Origin of the sequence: Rhizobium rhizogenes NBRC 13257, from assembly GCF_000696095.1 — a bacterium.
Classification (GTDB): Bacteria; Pseudomonadota; Alphaproteobacteria; order Rhizobiales; family Rhizobiaceae; genus Rhizobium; species Rhizobium rhizogenes.
Genome location: NZ_BAYX01000005.1, coordinates 358,899 through 373,651, shown reverse-complemented (window position 1 = coordinate 373,651; position 14,753 = coordinate 358,899). Strand labels below are relative to the sequence as shown.

Annotated in this window: 15 protein-coding genes; 6 read left to right on the top strand and 9 right to left on the bottom strand. The window is 61.2% G+C overall.

Features of this window, described 5'->3' with window-relative positions; genetic code table 11:
* Positions 1-2 precede the first annotated feature (2 nt).
* Positions 3-842, bottom strand: a complete 840-nt coding sequence (locus RRH01S_RS13680) for a GNAT family N-acetyltransferase (protein ID WP_012650467.1) — start codon at positions 840-842, stop codon at positions 3-5.
* A gap of 339 nt (positions 843-1,181) precedes the next feature.
* On the opposite strand from RRH01S_RS13680, the gene RRH01S_RS13675 reads away from it, so the two are divergent.
* Together RRH01S_RS13675 and RRH01S_RS13670 are read left to right on the top strand one after the other, a co-directional pair.
* Positions 1,182-1,850 (top strand): haloacid dehalogenase type II, encoded by a 669-nt coding sequence (locus tag RRH01S_RS13675; RefSeq protein WP_007697859.1) that lies wholly within the window; start codon positions 1,182-1,184, stop codon positions 1,848-1,850.
* A gap of 13 nt (positions 1,851-1,863) precedes the next feature.
* A complete protein-coding gene (locus RRH01S_RS13670) occupies positions 1,864-3,141 on the top strand; it encodes an NAD(P)/FAD-dependent oxidoreductase (RefSeq protein ID WP_012650466.1) in 1,278 nt (425 codons plus the stop codon).
* A 16-nt stretch (positions 3,142-3,157) separates the two neighbouring features.
* Here the strand turns inward: RRH01S_RS13670 and RRH01S_RS13665 are convergent, their stop codons facing one another.
* Complete coding sequence (locus tag RRH01S_RS13665; protein WP_034516272.1) at positions 3,158-3,556, bottom strand: RidA family protein; 399 nt, start codon at positions 3,554-3,556, stop codon at positions 3,158-3,160.
* A gap of 165 nt (positions 3,557-3,721) precedes the next feature.
* On the opposite strand from RRH01S_RS13665, the gene RRH01S_RS13660 reads away from it, so the two are divergent.
* Entirely contained in the window at positions 3,722-4,312 is a 591-nt protein-coding gene (locus RRH01S_RS13660; protein WP_012650464.1) for a TetR/AcrR family transcriptional regulator, read from the top strand.
* Between the two features lie 89 nt (positions 4,313-4,401).
* Here the strand turns inward: RRH01S_RS13660 and RRH01S_RS13655 are convergent, their stop codons facing one another.
* From RRH01S_RS13655 to RRH01S_RS13625, 7 genes are all read right to left on the bottom strand, one after another.
* The gene (locus RRH01S_RS13655) at positions 4,402-5,856 is read right to left on the bottom strand and encodes an NAD-dependent succinate-semialdehyde dehydrogenase (RefSeq protein ID WP_034516275.1); all 1,455 of its coding nucleotides are present in this window, start codon (positions 5,854-5,856) and stop codon (positions 4,402-4,404) included.
* Positions 5,857-5,876: 20 nt separating this feature from the next.
* On the bottom strand, positions 5,877-6,920 hold the full coding sequence (locus RRH01S_RS13650; protein ID WP_034516277.1) for a tartrate dehydrogenase: 1,044 nt from the start codon (positions 6,918-6,920) through the stop codon (positions 5,877-5,879).
* Between the two features lie 9 nt (positions 6,921-6,929).
* On the bottom strand, positions 6,930-8,393 hold the full coding sequence (locus RRH01S_RS13645; protein WP_042472074.1) for an aldehyde dehydrogenase family protein: 1,464 nt from the start codon (positions 8,391-8,393) through the stop codon (positions 6,930-6,932).
* Positions 8,394-8,550: 157 nt separating this feature from the next.
* Positions 8,551-8,904 carry a cupin domain-containing protein gene (locus RRH01S_RS13640; RefSeq protein WP_007697878.1) on the bottom strand — a complete coding sequence of 118 codons (354 nt, stop codon included), beginning with the start codon at positions 8,902-8,904 and terminating at the stop codon, positions 8,551-8,553.
* Between the two features lie 22 nt (positions 8,905-8,926).
* Positions 8,927-9,850: a 2-hydroxyacid dehydrogenase gene (locus tag RRH01S_RS13635; protein WP_034516281.1), complete on the bottom strand. Its 924-nt coding sequence runs from the start codon at positions 9,848-9,850 to the stop codon at positions 8,927-8,929.
* Positions 9,851-9,950: 100 nt separating this feature from the next.
* A complete protein-coding gene (gene argE, locus RRH01S_RS13630; protein ID WP_174006994.1) occupies positions 9,951-11,075 on the bottom strand; it encodes an acetylornithine deacetylase in 1,125 nt (374 codons plus the stop codon).
* Positions 11,076-11,083: 8 nt separating this feature from the next.
* Positions 11,084-12,412 (bottom strand): NAD(P)/FAD-dependent oxidoreductase, encoded by a 1,329-nt coding sequence (locus RRH01S_RS13625; protein ID WP_034516284.1) that lies wholly within the window; start codon positions 12,410-12,412, stop codon positions 11,084-11,086.
* Positions 12,413-12,688: 276 nt separating this feature from the next.
* Between RRH01S_RS13625 and RRH01S_RS13620 the strand changes: the two genes are divergently transcribed.
* The 3 genes from RRH01S_RS13620 to RRH01S_RS13610 all read left to right on the top strand — a co-directional run bounded on the left by RRH01S_RS13620 (position 12,689) and on the right by RRH01S_RS13610 (position 14,740).
* The gene (locus RRH01S_RS13620) at positions 12,689-13,588 is read left to right on the top strand and encodes a GNAT family N-acetyltransferase (RefSeq protein ID WP_012650457.1); all 900 of its coding nucleotides are present in this window, start codon (positions 12,689-12,691) and stop codon (positions 13,586-13,588) included.
* 102 nt (positions 13,589-13,690) lie between these two features.
* On the top strand, positions 13,691-14,218 hold the full coding sequence (locus tag RRH01S_RS13615; RefSeq protein WP_034516286.1) for a DUF992 domain-containing protein: 528 nt from the start codon (positions 13,691-13,693) through the stop codon (positions 14,216-14,218).
* Positions 14,219-14,494: 276 nt separating this feature from the next.
* Positions 14,495-14,740, top strand: a complete 246-nt coding sequence (locus RRH01S_RS13610) for a helix-turn-helix domain-containing protein (RefSeq protein ID WP_007697897.1) — start codon at positions 14,495-14,497, stop codon at positions 14,738-14,740.
* The last annotated feature ends 13 nt before the right edge of the window (positions 14,741-14,753 follow it).

The window sequence follows — 14,753 nt, the reverse complement described above, 5'->3', positions numbered from 1 at the left end:
CTTCAGCCTAAAGCCTGGCTGGCCAGGGCAAATGTGTGAACGCTTGGAACGGGTGATGAAGCGGACGAGGGTGTCCGGCGCATCGAAATGCCGCCGCCGACATGGGTAAGGCCGTGCTCAGTCAGGAACGAAGCAAGGCCGGTTTCGACCCCGGTATCGACGCGCATGAAGACACCGGGCCGGGCCGCGAACAGGAAGCGGAGGAGGTCTTCCGCAGCCTGGGCAGTCTCCGCGATCACCGGACCGCAGAGCTCGCCGCGACCGAAAGGCCGCCAGGCAGCATAACCGTGAATCACTCCCGATTCGCGCAGAACTGCCAGTCGGCCCGCCCGAAATAAGCTCTGGATGAGCCCACTGCGATCCGCAGGATAGGCGACGCGATCGAGAGCTACGACCTCATCGAGATCGGCCCCAGTCGCCCATTCGACCGTCTCCGGTGCGGTGCAGGCGGCAAGCATTCCCTGGTGCTGGACGATTGTGCCTGTCTTCCGGAAGCCGAGGCTCTCGTAAAGCGGCAGACCGTCGGCGGTCGCCACCAGCCGGCATTCGCGCTCGCCGACGATATCGAGAGCCGCCTGCATGATGCGCCGGCCAATGCCGCGTCCACGCATCGATTCATCGACGATCACCATGTTGATCGTCGCAATCTCGTCGCCATAGGGGGTGGCGAAGATCGTCCCGACGACTTTTTCGTTCTCGATAGCCACGAGGCCGTTGCTGAGCTCCAGCAGCATCTGCCATTCCTCCAAACGGTGCGGCCAGCCGGCTTGGCGTGACAGTGCCAGCGCCGATTGAAGGTGAGAGTGGTCGAGGGGGCGAAGGTCGATCGCGGTTGCCTGCACAGGCTGTGTCTCCCGTTCGTTGCTTTCCTTTTTGATAGACCCGCAATGGAAGAAGATCGTCCCGACGAAAGCATTCCGGCAATATCTTTCACCGTTCGCCGGCATGCCCGCCGCATCTTATGCTGGTCATTTAAGCCGATGGGGTGCTTTTGAGCCTCTTATTGCCCGGTTATCGGCAATACCGGAGGGTCAGGTGCGCAACTCTCTGCCAAAGCGGAGCGCGGATACAAAACATTCTGCTTCGCGGCGGCGCAAATGCGGTGAACCGATGGAGAAAGGCTGCCTATGATGTCTTCATATCATCAAGCGCCTGCGCGGCACCCTGCAAGGATCCAAGACATGACGACGTTCCGGCCGAAATACATCACCTTCGATTGCTACGGCACTCTGACGAATTTCCAGATGGCCGAGGCCGCCCAGAAGATTTACGGCGAACAGCTCGACCAGCCACGCATGGCCCAGTTCATCAAGAATTTCGCTGCCTACCGGCTCGACGAGATTCTCGGAGACTGGAAACCCTATAATGAAGTGCTTCACAACGCCGTCGAACGCACCTGCCGCAAGAATGGCGTCACCTTCCGCGACGAGGATGCCCGCTCCATCTATGAGACAGTGCCGAGCTGGGGACCGCATGCCGACGTTCCGGCCGGACTTGCCAAGGTCGCCAAGGAAATTCCGCTGGTGATCCTCTCGAACGCGATGAACGAGCAGATCATGCACAATGTCGAAAAGCTCGGCGCACCGTTCCATGCCGTCTTTACCGCGCAGCAGGCTAATGCCTACAAGCCGCGCTTCAAGGCGTTCGAATATATGTTCGACATGCTGGGCTGCAATCCGGAAGACGTGATGCATTGCTCCTCGTCCTTCCGCTACGACCTGATGTCGGCCTACGATCTCGGCATCAAGCACAAGGTCTGGGTCAACCGCGGTCACGAGCCCGCCAACCCCTACTATGAATATACCGAGATCAAGGATATCTCCGGCCTGCCCGGCGTTGTCGGGCTCTGACGAGGAGGCCGTCATGCAATTCAAGTCCTACTGGCACGACACCGCCCCGCGCTTCGAGAAGCAGAGCACGGCGCCGCTTGAAGGTCACTACGACGTCGCGGTGATCGGCGGCGGCTTTACCGGGTTGGGGGCAGCACTCCAGCTCGCCAAGGCTGGCGCGAAGGTGGTCGTGCTGGAGGCAGGCACGGTCGGTTCCGGCGCGTCCGGCCGCAATGGCGGCCATCTCAACAACGGCCTCGCCCACAGCTTCATCTCCGCCAAGGCCGAGCTCGGAGTCGAGCGCGCGAAGGCGCTTTATCGCGCCTTTGACGATGCCGTCGATACGGTCGAGCGGATCGTTACCGAGGAGGCGATCGACTGCAATTTCCGCCGTGCTGGAAAGCTGAAGCTCGCATCCAAGCCGGCGCATTTCGAGGGGATCGCCAAGAATTTCGAAGCGGTCAATCGCGAAATTGATCCGGATACCGCGCTGCTGACGGCTGATGATCTTAAAAGGGAAGTCGGATCTACCGCGTTTCACGGGGCGATGCTCTCCAAGAAGAGTGCCATGATGCATATGGGGCGCTATGTGGTCGGCCTTGCCGAGGCTGCGGTTCGTCATGGGGCCACGATCTTCGAGAACGCCGCTGTGACCGACAGGAAGGTCAATGGCGGCCGGCATGAATTGACGACCGCCCGCGGCAAGGTTTCGGCCGATAACGTCTTCCTGGCGACGGGCGCCTATACTCCCAGCGTTTTCAGCTATTTCCGCCGACGTATCATCTCCGTTGGCAGCTTCATCATCGCCACGCGTCCACTGACCGAGGCTGAGGTCGCCGCCACCATGCCCGGCAACCGCACCTGCGTCACCTCGCTCAATATCGGCAATTATTTCCGGCTTGCGCCGGACAATCGTCTGATATTCGGCGGCCGGGCACGCTTTTCCGCGACGTCGGATCAGCGCTCTGACGGCAAGAGTGGCGAAATCCTGCGAGCCGGCCTTGCCGAGATCTTTCCGCATCTGGCCAAAGTCGAGATCGATTATTGCTGGGGCGGTCTGGTCGACATGACCAAGGACCGTTTCCCACGCGCCGGTCATGTCGATGGGTTGTGGTACGCGATGGGCTACTCCGGCCACGGCGCGCAGATGGCAACGCATATGGGCATGATGATAGCCGATGCCATCCTGGGCAAGACGGATCGCAATCCGCTCAAGGATCTCGCCTGGCCTGCCGTCCCGGGCCATTTCGGCAAGCCCTGGTTCCTGCCGCTGGTCGGCGCCTATTACAAGACGCTCGACCGATTCCAATAGCCGGGGATTTTCAGAATCACGCCTTTGCTGGGATGCGGGCAATGATCTTGATTTCGAAGTCGAAGCCGGCGAGCCAGTTTACGCCGATCGCGGTCCAGTTCGGATAAGGAGGCTCACTGAAAACCGTCTGTTTCACGGCCATGATTGTCGGAAACTGGTTTTCTGGATCGGTGTGAAATGTCGTTACATCAACGATATCATCAAGCGTGCAGCCCGCCGCATCCAGCGTTGCTTTGAGGTTTTCGAAGGCCAACCGGACCTGGTGTTCGAAATCGGGTTCGGGCGTCCCATCGGAACGACTGCCGACTTGCCCCGACACGAACAGAAGATCACCGGACCGAATAGCGGCGGAATACCCATGTTCCTCGTAAAGGGCATGCTGGTTGGCGGGGAAGATTGCTTCGCGTTTGGTCATTCCTGATCTTTCTTCATCGACGTTGACGGCCGACAGACAAGCGCAGCGAGAACTGTGAGCTTCACAGGCTGCTGCATCATCTGATATACGGTGCGTATGTGAAATAACCATATACGGCTCGTATGTCAAATTGATATACGCGGCGTATATGAAATTGAGGGCAAGATGGCCAAACGACGTGTTGAGACGATGGAGGAGAACCGTGCCAAACTGATCGCGGCCGCACGAAAGGCCTTCGCCGAAAAAGGATATTCGGCCGCCTCGATGGACGAGTTGACCGCCGAAGTCGGTCTGACACGGGGCGCGCTCTACCATAATTTCGGTGACAAGCGCGGGCTTCTGGCGGCGGTTGTCGATCAGATCGACTCGGAAATGGCGTCGCGCGCCCAAGAGATCGGCGTTCTCGCGGGCGATGATTGGAAGGGGCTGCTTGCCGAAGGGGCGGCCTATATCGAGATGGCGCTTGTTCCGGAGGTCCAACGCATTGTTCTGCTCGACGGACCTGCCGTGTTGGGGGATCCGTCAAAATGGCCCAGTCAAAGCAGCTGTCTTCAAGCAACCAAGCAGACAGTGGAGCGTCTTATCGCTCAGGAGACCCTCAAGCCGGTTGACGCTGAGGCCGCCGCCCGGCTTCTCAGTGGCGCTGCGCTCAATGCCGCTCTCTGGGTCGCTGCCAGCGATGATCCGCAGCATGTACTGCCTAGGGCTGTCGAGACCTTCCAAGCCTTAGCTTCGGGTCTTCTTATGAAGGCGTGAACTTCTGCTGGCAAAGAAGTTGCTACGATGTCCGTTCTGCAAGTCAGTTTAGGGCGCGGCTTCCGCCGCCGCCCTTTTTTGCTGATATGTCAGGCAAGCCCGCCAATGTGGAAGGTCTTCATCTCGAGATATTCCTCGATGCCGTATTGCGAGCCTTCGCGTCCAAGTCCGGATTGCTTAACGCCACCGAACGGGGCGACTTCGGTGGAAATGGCGCCGGTGTTGAGGCCAACCATGCCGAATTCCAGTGCTTCGCCGACCGCCCAGGAGCGCTTGAGGCTTTCGGTGTAAAAATAGGCGGCCAATCCGAACGGCGTGCCGTTGGCGATCGCAATCGCCTCGTCGTCGGTCTTGAAGCGGAAGAGCGGTGCGACCGGTCCGAAGGTCTCTTCGCTGGCAAGCAGCATGTCGGTGGTTGCGCCCGAGAGCACGACCGGGGCGGCATATTGACGGCCTTCCGGCAGGTTTGAAGCCTTGGCGATGATCGTCGCGCCCTTTTCGACGGCGTCGCTGACGTGGCGCTCAATCTTGTCGATGGCGGCCGCGTTGATCATCGGACCGATATCGACGCCAGCCTGCGTGCCCGGGCCGACCTTCATGGCTGAAACGCGAGCCGCAAGCTTGTCGGCAAAGGCGTCATAGACGCCGTCCTGCACCAGGATGCGGTTGGAGCAGACGCAGGTCTGGCCGCCATTGCGGAATTTGGAGGCAATGGCGCCTTCGACGGCGAGATCGAGATCCGCATCATCGAAAACGATAAAGGGTGCGTTGCCGCCGAGTTCGAGGCTCAGCCGCTTGATGCTATCGGCCGCGCCGCGCATGAGGAGCGCGCCGACGCGGGTCGAGCCGGTGAACGAGATCTTGCGCACCGTTTCGTTGTGCATCAACTCGTTGCCGATTTCGGTAGGCATGCCGGTGACGATGTTGATGACGCCGGCCGGAATGCCGGCGCGTTCGGCCAGAACGCCAAGCGCCAGCGCCGAATAGGGCGTGAAGTCGGAGGGCTTGATGACAACGGTACAGCCGGCGGCCAGTGCCGGCGCCACCTTGCGGGTGATCATCGCATTCGGGAAGTTCCAGGGCGTGATGATGCCGCAGACGCCGACCGGTTGCTTGAGGACGACGATGCGCCGGTCGCGGGTCGGCGAGGGGATAGTCGTGCCGTTGATGCGGCGTGCTTCCTCGGCGAACCACTTGACGAAGGAAGCGCCGTAGCGAATTTCGCCACATGCTTCGGCGAGCGGCTTGCCCTGCTCGGTCGTCAGGATCAAGCCGAGATCGTCGCAATTCTCGATCATCAGATCGAACCAGGCTTCGAGCAGCAAGGCGCGCTCGGCATGGGTCTTTTCGCGCCAGGCCGGGAAGGCGGCATTGGCGGCGTCGATGGCGGCGCGGGTTTCAGCTCCGTCCATATCGGGAACGGTGCCCATCACGGCCTGCGAGGCAGGATCGATAACGTCGACAGTCTTGCCGGAGGCGGCGTCGCGCCAGCTTCCATCGATCAGGCCTTGCTGGCGAAACAGGCTCTTGTCCTTGAGGTCCATTAGTGTCGCTTCCTTGTCGTTCAGGCGAGTGCGTTCAGCACAGCATAGGTGATTGCGTCGGTCTTGTCCTTGCCGGGAACCGTGCCGATACCGGCCTCTGTCACAGCGGAGATGGCATGCATGATCTCGGCCGAGGCTGCCTTTTCACCGAGATGATCGAGCATCATCGCGGCCGACCAGATCGCGGCGATCGGATTGGCGATGCCGAGATGAGCGATATCGGGGGCGGAGCCGTGCACCGGCTCGAACATCGACGGCGCGCTGCGGTCAGGGTTGAGGTTGGCGGAAGCCGCGAAGCCGAGGCCGCCCTGGATCGCGGCGCCAAGGTCGGTCAGGATATCGCCGAACAGATTGGAGGCGACGATGACGTCGAGGCTTTCCGGCGCCATCACCATGCGCGCCGCCATGGCGTCGATATGGTAGTTCGTGACGCTGACATCGGGATATTCGGCAGCCAGCCGCGCGGTCATCTCGTCCCAGAACACCATGGAATATTTCTGCGCATTCGACTTGGTGACGGAAGCGAGCTTTCCGCGCCGCGCGCGGGCCTGCTCGAAACCGAAACGCAGGATGCGCTCGACGCCCACCCTGGTGAAGATCGAGGTCTCGACGGCGACTTCGTTGGCCGTTCCCTGATGCACGCGCCCGCCGGCGCCGGAATATTCGCCCTCGGTGTTCTCGCGAATGCAGACGATGTCGAAATCGCGGGCCTTCAGCGGTCCTTCTACGCCCGGCAACAGACGATGTGGCCGGATATTGGCATATTGCTCGAAGGCCTTGCGGATCGGCAGCAGCAGGCCGTGCAGGGAGACGGAATCGGGGACTTCGGCTGGCCAGCCGACGGCGCCGAGCAGGATGGCGTCGAAACCGCGCAACGTCGCAATGCCATCGGCCGGCATCATCACGCCGGTTTCCTTGTAATAGGCGCAGGACCATGGGAAGCTGGTTGGCTGAAGCCCGAAGCCCGCCTTGGCCGCTACTTTCTCCAAGACTTGCCATGCGGCGGCTATGACGTCCGTGCCAATGCCGTCTCCGGGGATGAGCGCAATTTTATAGGTCTTCATGTCAGGTCCTCAAATGTTGATCAGCACGGACTTGCTGCGACGATTGGCGAGATAGGCGTCGCGGCCGAGGTCCTTGCCGATGCCGGAGTTCTTATAGCCGCCGGTCGGCAGAATATGATCGCGCGAACGGCCGTAGCGGTTGACCCAGATGGTTCCCGCCTGGAGCTGGCGTGTGACGCGAACGGCGCGAGAAAGATCGCGCGTGAACAGCCCTGCCGCAAGCCCATAGGTCGGATGATCGGCAAGCAAAAGCGCTTCCTCTTCTGTCTCGAAGGTCTGCAATGTCAGGACTGGCCCGAAAATCTCCTCAGTGACGGCGGGCGAAGTCTGGTCGACGCCGGCAAGCAGCGTCGGGGCATAGAAATAGCCCTGATGGTCCAGCCGCGAGCCGCCGGTCAGGCACTCCGCTCCGGCGTCGATGGCAGCCTGCACAAGACTGTCGATCCGCCCGATCTGGCGCTCCGAAATGATCGGCGAATATTGGCTGCTCTCGTCCCAGGTTGGGCCGGGCTTGATATTGCGCATATGTGTCAGGATCGCTTTCGCCAGAGGCTCGGCAATCGAGCGCTCAGCAATTAGGCGCGAGCCCGCGACGCAGGCTTGCCCGGCATTGGAGAGAATGTTGCGAGCAATCGCCTCGGCGGCCAGATCGAGATCGGCATCGGCGAAGACGACCTGCGGGCTCTTGCCACCCAATTCCAGCGTCATCGGCTTTACGCCGGTGCGGGCGATATTCTCCATGATCGCCGACCCGGCGCCGGTGGAGCCGGTGAAGCTGATCTTGCCGATGCCGGGATGGCCGGTGATCGCGGCACCCGTCGTCGGGCCGTCGCCGAGGACGATGTTGATCAGGCCGGCGGGAATGCCGGCGCGCACCGACAGCTCCGCCATATAAAGCGTCGAGAATGGCGTCATCTCGGAAGGTTTGAGCACGATGGCGTTGCCGGCTGCCAGAGCAGGACCGATCTTCCAGCCCGCCATGGAAATCGGGAAGTTCCAGGGTGTGATCGCGCCGACGACGCCATAGGGTTCGGTCATGATCATGCCGAGGCTGTTGCCGTCGGTCGGCACCAGATCGCTGCCCTCTTTGTCGGCGAATTCGGCAAAGAAGCGGATCTGCTCGGCGGTGATCGCGACGTCGCCGGCGATGAGTTGGCCGATCGGGCGGGTCGAGGACACCGCCTCCAGGCGCGCGAGTTTCACCAATTCCTCTTCCATGAGGTCGGCCCACCGCACCAGGGCCTTGGTCCGCTCGCGCGGCCGAAGGGTCGCCCAGCCGCTCGTCTTCAGCGCCTTGCTTGCCGCTGCGACGGCCTGGTCAACGATATCCTTTCCGGCGATAGGACAATCGGCAAAGACCGCTCCGTCCGAAGGGCGACGCATGGCCATTTCGCCGCGTGCCTCCACATAGCGGCCATCGATGAAGTGTCCGCTTGGAAGTTCGAGCGAATCTGGGTCGAAACTGAGGGTCATGGCTGTTCCTTGCCGCAGGGTCACTCAAGTCTATCGGCTGCGTCCTGGCAGTTTCCATCGAGTCCTTGCAATGTCGCGATGGAATATCCCGTTTGCCCTTGGCGTTTCAGTGCAAGATTCGGCGCCTCGAAGACCGGAAGGTCCGCGAGGCTCGTCATCAGCTCACCGTTACGTAGATCTTGCGAACAGTCTCTATCGTCCGCCATACGCCCTTGTAGCCCGGCTTCATGACGAAGCTGTCGCCTGCGCGATAGGTTACCGGTGCGCAGCCTTCCTCGGTCAATTCGATGACGCCCTGAAGGATATGGCAGAATTCGAAGGTCTCACCTTTGATAGAATGGTTCTCGCCCGGGGTCGCTTCCCAGACGCCCGTATTGATCATCCCGTCGCGGGCGCTGTCCTGGGCCCAGGTCTTGAAGGATGGATCTCCCGAAATCAGCCGCTCCGGCAGGGCCTTGGACTGCTTGGGCTCGAAGGACGGCGTGGGATCGATGGTTTTCAGCAGGGACATGGGATTCCTTTCGCGATGATGATCAGTAGCCGCGGCTGCGGTCGACGAGACCGATCGGGTCAAGTCCGGCCTCGTGGCGGCGAATATTGGTGATGACTGTCTGTGCCGCCGTTTCCGGCTGGGTGGCGCTGGCAATATGAGGTGTCAGGATGATCCTGGGGTGGCGCCAGAGTGCATGTTCGGCCGGCAGCGGTTCCGGGTCGGTGACATCCAGCACCGCACCGCTGAGATGGCCACTGTCGAGCGCATCGATAAGCGCTGTCGCGTCGAGTTGCTGGCCGCGGCCGGCATGCACGAGGCCAGCGCCTTGCGGCAAGGCCCTGAACAGATCGGCATTCAGGATGCTGCGTGTTTCCGACGTCAATGGCAGGAGGCAGACGAGAATATCGACCGCCGCCAGAAATTCCGGCAGCTGGTCTATGCCGTTATGGCAGGTAACGCCCTCGACAATACGCGGCGAGCGGCTCCATCCGGAAAGCGGAAAGCCAAATGGGCGCAAGCGATCGAGGACGGCAAGGCCGAGATTGCCGAGGCCGAGCACGCCGACGCGACGATCGGGTGCCTGGCGGACCGGCCGAACGGTCCATTTCTCTGTCCGTTGCTGCTCGATATAACCTGGCAGGTCGCGATGCAGCGCGAGCACGCCGAGCGTCACATATTCCTGCATCATTCTGGCAATGCCGTCCTCCACCATGCGGACGAGCCTCACTGTCTCAGGCAGCGTGGCAAGCGGGAATTGGTCGACACCTGCGCCGATCGAGAACAGGATTTCGAGGTTGCGATAGCGGGCGAGATCGGCCGGCGCCGTCCAGGTGATCAGATATTTGACCGTTTCCGGGTCGACGCTGGCGGCATCGGCGATGAAGGGGAGGGAGGGCAGTTCACGCGCAAAGGCGGCTGCGAAGATCTTCGCCCGTTCCGCATCGGAATTGAATAGAAAAGCCATGGATTCTCTCGCGCTTGCTCTTGGTATTCTGCCGCCTTTGCAGCCGCAGGATATGTCGAAGTGGGGCTGATCGACCGCATGTCGATCCGATTTTCTCTGGTTATTGGATGAGGCGATCCCCCAGCGCCTCGATCATCTTAACGCAGGCGGACAACTCGTCGTCCTCGATAAATTCATTGGCTTTGTGAGCTCGCCCGATATCGCCCGGACCGCAGATGATCGCGTCCATTCCGGCGGCCTGATAGAGGCCCGCTTCCGTGCCGTAGCTGACGGCGGCAAGCGGTGTCTGCCCTGTCAACTCCTCCATCAGCAGCGCAAGCGGAGCATCGGCGGCAAGGGAAAGCGCCGGATAGCTGCTCATGGCCTCCCAACGCGCTGCAAAGCCGCGTTCCTTCAGAGCCTCTAGGCGCTTTTCAATGCTTGTAAGCAGTCCTGCCGGATCGACACCCGCGATGGCGCGGGCTTCCAGCTCGATCGCGCAATGTTCGGGAATGACGTTGAGGGCTTGCCCGCCCTGGATGGTACCGATCTGCAGAGAGGAATAGGGTGGCTCGAAGTTGTTGTCGAACGGTCCCCTTGCAAGGCGCTCGGCTGCCCTGACTGCTTCGTCCAGAATATCCGCCATCGCGTGGATGGCGTTCAGCCCGAGGTCTGGGCGCGACGAATGACCGCCACGGCCGCCAAGCTCGATTTTCACGGCAGCCTTTCCCTTATGGGCGCGAATGGCGCGCAGCCCGCTTGGCTCGCCGATGATGCATCCTTCCGGTGTCGCGCAGAGATCGGGAAGCCGCACGATCAGATGCCGGACACCGCGGCACCCGGCCTCCTCGTCGTAGGAGAAGGCAAGATGCAGCGGCTTGGCAAGCGGTCGCCCGGTGATGCTTGGCAGTGCGGCGAGCGCACAGGCAAGAAAGCCCTTCATGTCGCTCGTGCCGCGACCTACAAGCTGCGTGCCATCGCGCCGCAAGTGGAAAGGATCGCTTTCCCATCCCGGTTCGTTCGCTGCGACGACATCCATGTGGCCGGAGAGCAGGTAGCCGGGACGATCGGCTGGGCCGATGGTGGCGAAGAGATTGGAGCGGTCGCCTTCCGGTCCGGGCAAGACGGTGACCTTTGCGCCGGCTTGATCGAGATAATCGGCGATCCAGGCGACGATCTCATGGTTGGGCGTACCGACCACGGACGGAAATCCGATGAGTCTCTCGAGTATCTGCTCCACGGTCATCGTAATCATCACAGCATTCCCGGCTTTCCAAGATCGGTTCCGTCGATCATGCGTTCATAGCGAAAGGGCGTCGGATCGACCGAGGGCGTTTCACCGCGAATGAGATCGGCGGCGAGCATGCCAGCCCCGGGCCCGATTCCGAAACCGTGACCGCTATAGCCCGCCGAAACGAACAGGCCGGGCTGCGATGCGACCGAGGAAATTACCGGTATGGCATCTGGCGTGGAATCCACGATGCCACCCCAGCTTTGCGCCGGGCGAATGCCAGCAAGCGCCGGATAGGTCGCCACCAGCCGGTCGATGCCGCGCTTGACGAGATGGGCGTCCGGCCGCGGATCGAGTATGCGGATTCGTTCGAAGGGCGAGATACCATCCGCCTTCCAGCGGGCGATCGCTTCCGGACCTTCGAAAAACGAACGTCCGAAAGCATACGTAAGGCCCTTTCGCCTGATCTGAAAGGTACGCCAGAATTCGCGAGCCTGCAGCAGGCCGTAGGGTGTGATCTGCAACTGGCCGAGACCGCTCAGGCCGACAGTATAGCCGCCATCGAGCCGGCGGCGCATCGTTACCTCCTCCATCGCAATACCGCCTTCCGTGACGGCTGGCGCAGCGGTGGTGTAGAACGAGGTGGATTTGACGCTTGCCTGCAGGAAGCGGATGCCATGATGCCGGAGGAACATGCCGCTCCAGGCGCCGCCGGCAACGAGGACGGCCGAGGTGCGGATACTGCCCTTTTCCGTGACGACGCCGCTGATGCGCCCGGCTTCCGTTTCCAGCTCGCGAGCGGCGCAATTCTGGAGAATGACGACGCCAAGCCGCTGGGCGGCGCGTGCCAAGGCAGGTACCGCAAGCTCCGGTTCGGCTCGCCCATCGGTTGGGGAATAGACGCCACCATTCCAGCGACGGCTGTTACCGGGAAGCATCTTGGCGCATTCGCTTCCCGTCAGCATCCGCGTGTCGACGCCGAAGCCCCTGGCGATGACACCCCATCGCTCCCAGGTGTCGATGCTGGCCTTCTGTGTTGAAGCATAGATGAGACCCGTACGGCGAAAGCCTGTCTCTTCACCGAGCTCCGAATTGAGGTTTTCCCACCGACGCAGGGCAAGCTGCGCGAGCGGCAGCTCTCTCGGATCGCGGTTTTGCTGACGGCACCAGCCCCAGTTACGGCTCGATTGTTCGCCGGCAATCACGCCCTTTTCGATGAGGACGACCGACGTACCACGTCTGGCAAGCTCATAGGCCGCCGCGACGCCGGCCATGCCGCCGCCAAGCACGACGACATCGGCCGAGTTCGGAAGGTCGTGATTGCTGGCGACGCGGCCGACGGGAGGAGACATCGATGAATCTCTGGAGCAATTGGGAGGAGTGTATTCTCGGGAGAAGGAAACTTTCCTAAGAATAAGGCAGGGCCTGTCTCCTGTCTGCCGAAAGCTTGGCGGCTTTGGTGGAATCTTCTGATTTTACCGGGATTTCAAGTGCATTCTGTTGCGCGGCCGCCGCTACAACCGAAGAGGGGCATCATTGCCTGAGGAAATTCAAAAGCCTATTCATCCAAACGCCCGGCAGGCGTTCGGGCTCATCGGAGAACGCGGTTGGCGGGAGGGGAGACAGTCATGGCGAAATCCAGCTCGATCCAACTGGATTCCTTCGAATTGACCATCGGTGAGATCAAGGACGCCGATCTCGATGCGCTGCACGCACTGTCCCTCTCAGTCGGCTGGCCGCATCGCGCCAAGGACTGGCAGATCGTTCTCGACATGGGACGGGGTATCGTAGCGCGTGATGCCATCGGCCGAGTGCTCGGCTCGGCCATGTGGTTCGATTTCGCACCCGATTTTACCACATTCGGCATGGTGATCACGTCACCGAGATTGCAGACGCTGGGAACCGGCCGCTGGATGATGGAACATATCATCGCCGAGACAGGTTCGCGGGCGCTCGGCCTCAGTGCGACCCGCTCCGCCAAGCGGCTCTACGACTCGTTCGGATTTCGCACCGAGGGGATTGTCTATCAATGCAACGGCGAGGCGGTCGCTCCGCCCGCGGAGCCCTTGCCATCCGGCACACTGCTGCGATCGGTCGATGAAACCGACCTTGCCGAAATCGCGGCTTTGGACCTGGCGGCCTATGGCGCGGATCGCACGCCCATTCTCGAGCGCCTTCTGAGCGTCTCGAAGGGCGTGGCGCTCGTCCGGAGTGGCCGAATAATCGCCTTTTCTCTGTGTCGCCGTTTCGGACGCGGTCATGTGATCGGCCCCGTCGTGGCGGCAAGCGACGAGGAGGCGATCGCCGTAACCAGGCCGCATGTCGTGGATCATGCCGGCAGCTTCCTGCGAATTGACACTCGGCAGCAGACCGGCGCCTTTCCACGTTTCATCATGCAATCGGGACTGCCGATCTACGATACCGTGACCAGCATGTCGCTGCGGCGCTCCTGGCTGCGCGGTGACGGCGCTCCGCCCGGCGACGGGTTGCCGCTGACCTATGGTTTGGCCAGCCAGGCGCTCGGATAACAATTGCGCGCTGGAGCCTTGGTACAGGAAAATCCTCCCCGGTTCGAACGAACTCCTCTTCGGCGCGTTGAATGGGGTGCGAATGCCCAAGGAGGAAACCTCATGAAAAACTTTGCTCTCATCGTCGCAGCTGCCTCGCTGGCTCTCGGTGTCCCCATCGCCGATGCCCAAACGATGCATCGGTCACACAAGCAAGCCCATAAGGAGCAGGCAGCCGCCGGGCCGAAAGAACGTCTCGGCACGTTATCCTGCCAGATTGCAGGGGGTGTCGGAATGGTGATCGGCTCCAACAAATCGGTCGACTGCCTGTTCAAACGGCGATCTGGACCGGCTGAACGCTATGTCGGATCCATCGGCAAGCTCGGCCTCGATATCGGCATTACGGGCAAGTCTTATCTGAGCTGGGTGGTTTACAGCACCCAGGCGACTCGTGCCGGAGAGGGCGCTTTGGCCGGCAGTTATGTCGGTGCGTCGGCAGGCGCCTCAGTCGGTCTTGGTCTCGGCGCGAATGCGCTTGTCGGCGGAAGTTCGAAAAACTTCGGTCTGCAGCCGTTGAGCGGCGAAGCGGGAACGGGGCTTAACGTTGCCGCCGGCGTATCGAGGCTGCAATTGCGGACCGCCACGAGATAAGGTCGGTAAATCCCCTTCGCCGCGCGCCATGGGAGTGCGTGCGGCGAAGGCAAGGAGGGCGGAATGGCCGCCGTCTCGGCATGCCGATGAATCGGAAAATCAGGCCCTCGAACCAGGTGAATTATCCCGACAAACTTCGGCACTTGTTTGCTAAGGATCTATGACTATATTGGCCGGGCGCTCGATCGTGTCTGTTTAGGTCGAGATTGCTCATGGCTGCATAGCTGCCTTCACCCGGCAATTTGGCTTGCCGGTGGACTTTGGAAGGAGAAATTCATGTCCATTACTCCCAGCAACCTCAATAGTTCGAAAGCTTCCGTGGTTCCCCATTCTGAAATCGGCACCGCCGTCAGGCGTTCCCGCGAGGCCATCGGCTATACGATCGCCGATCTCTCAGAGACCTGTGGCCTTACCCAAGACGAGATTTCCGAGATCGAGCTTGGTGCTGATGCAGATCCGGCAAAACTTCGGCGGCTCGCGGCTGCATTGCAGGTTGCGCCATCGACCTTTCTGGTCATGTGAAAACGGGGCGCAC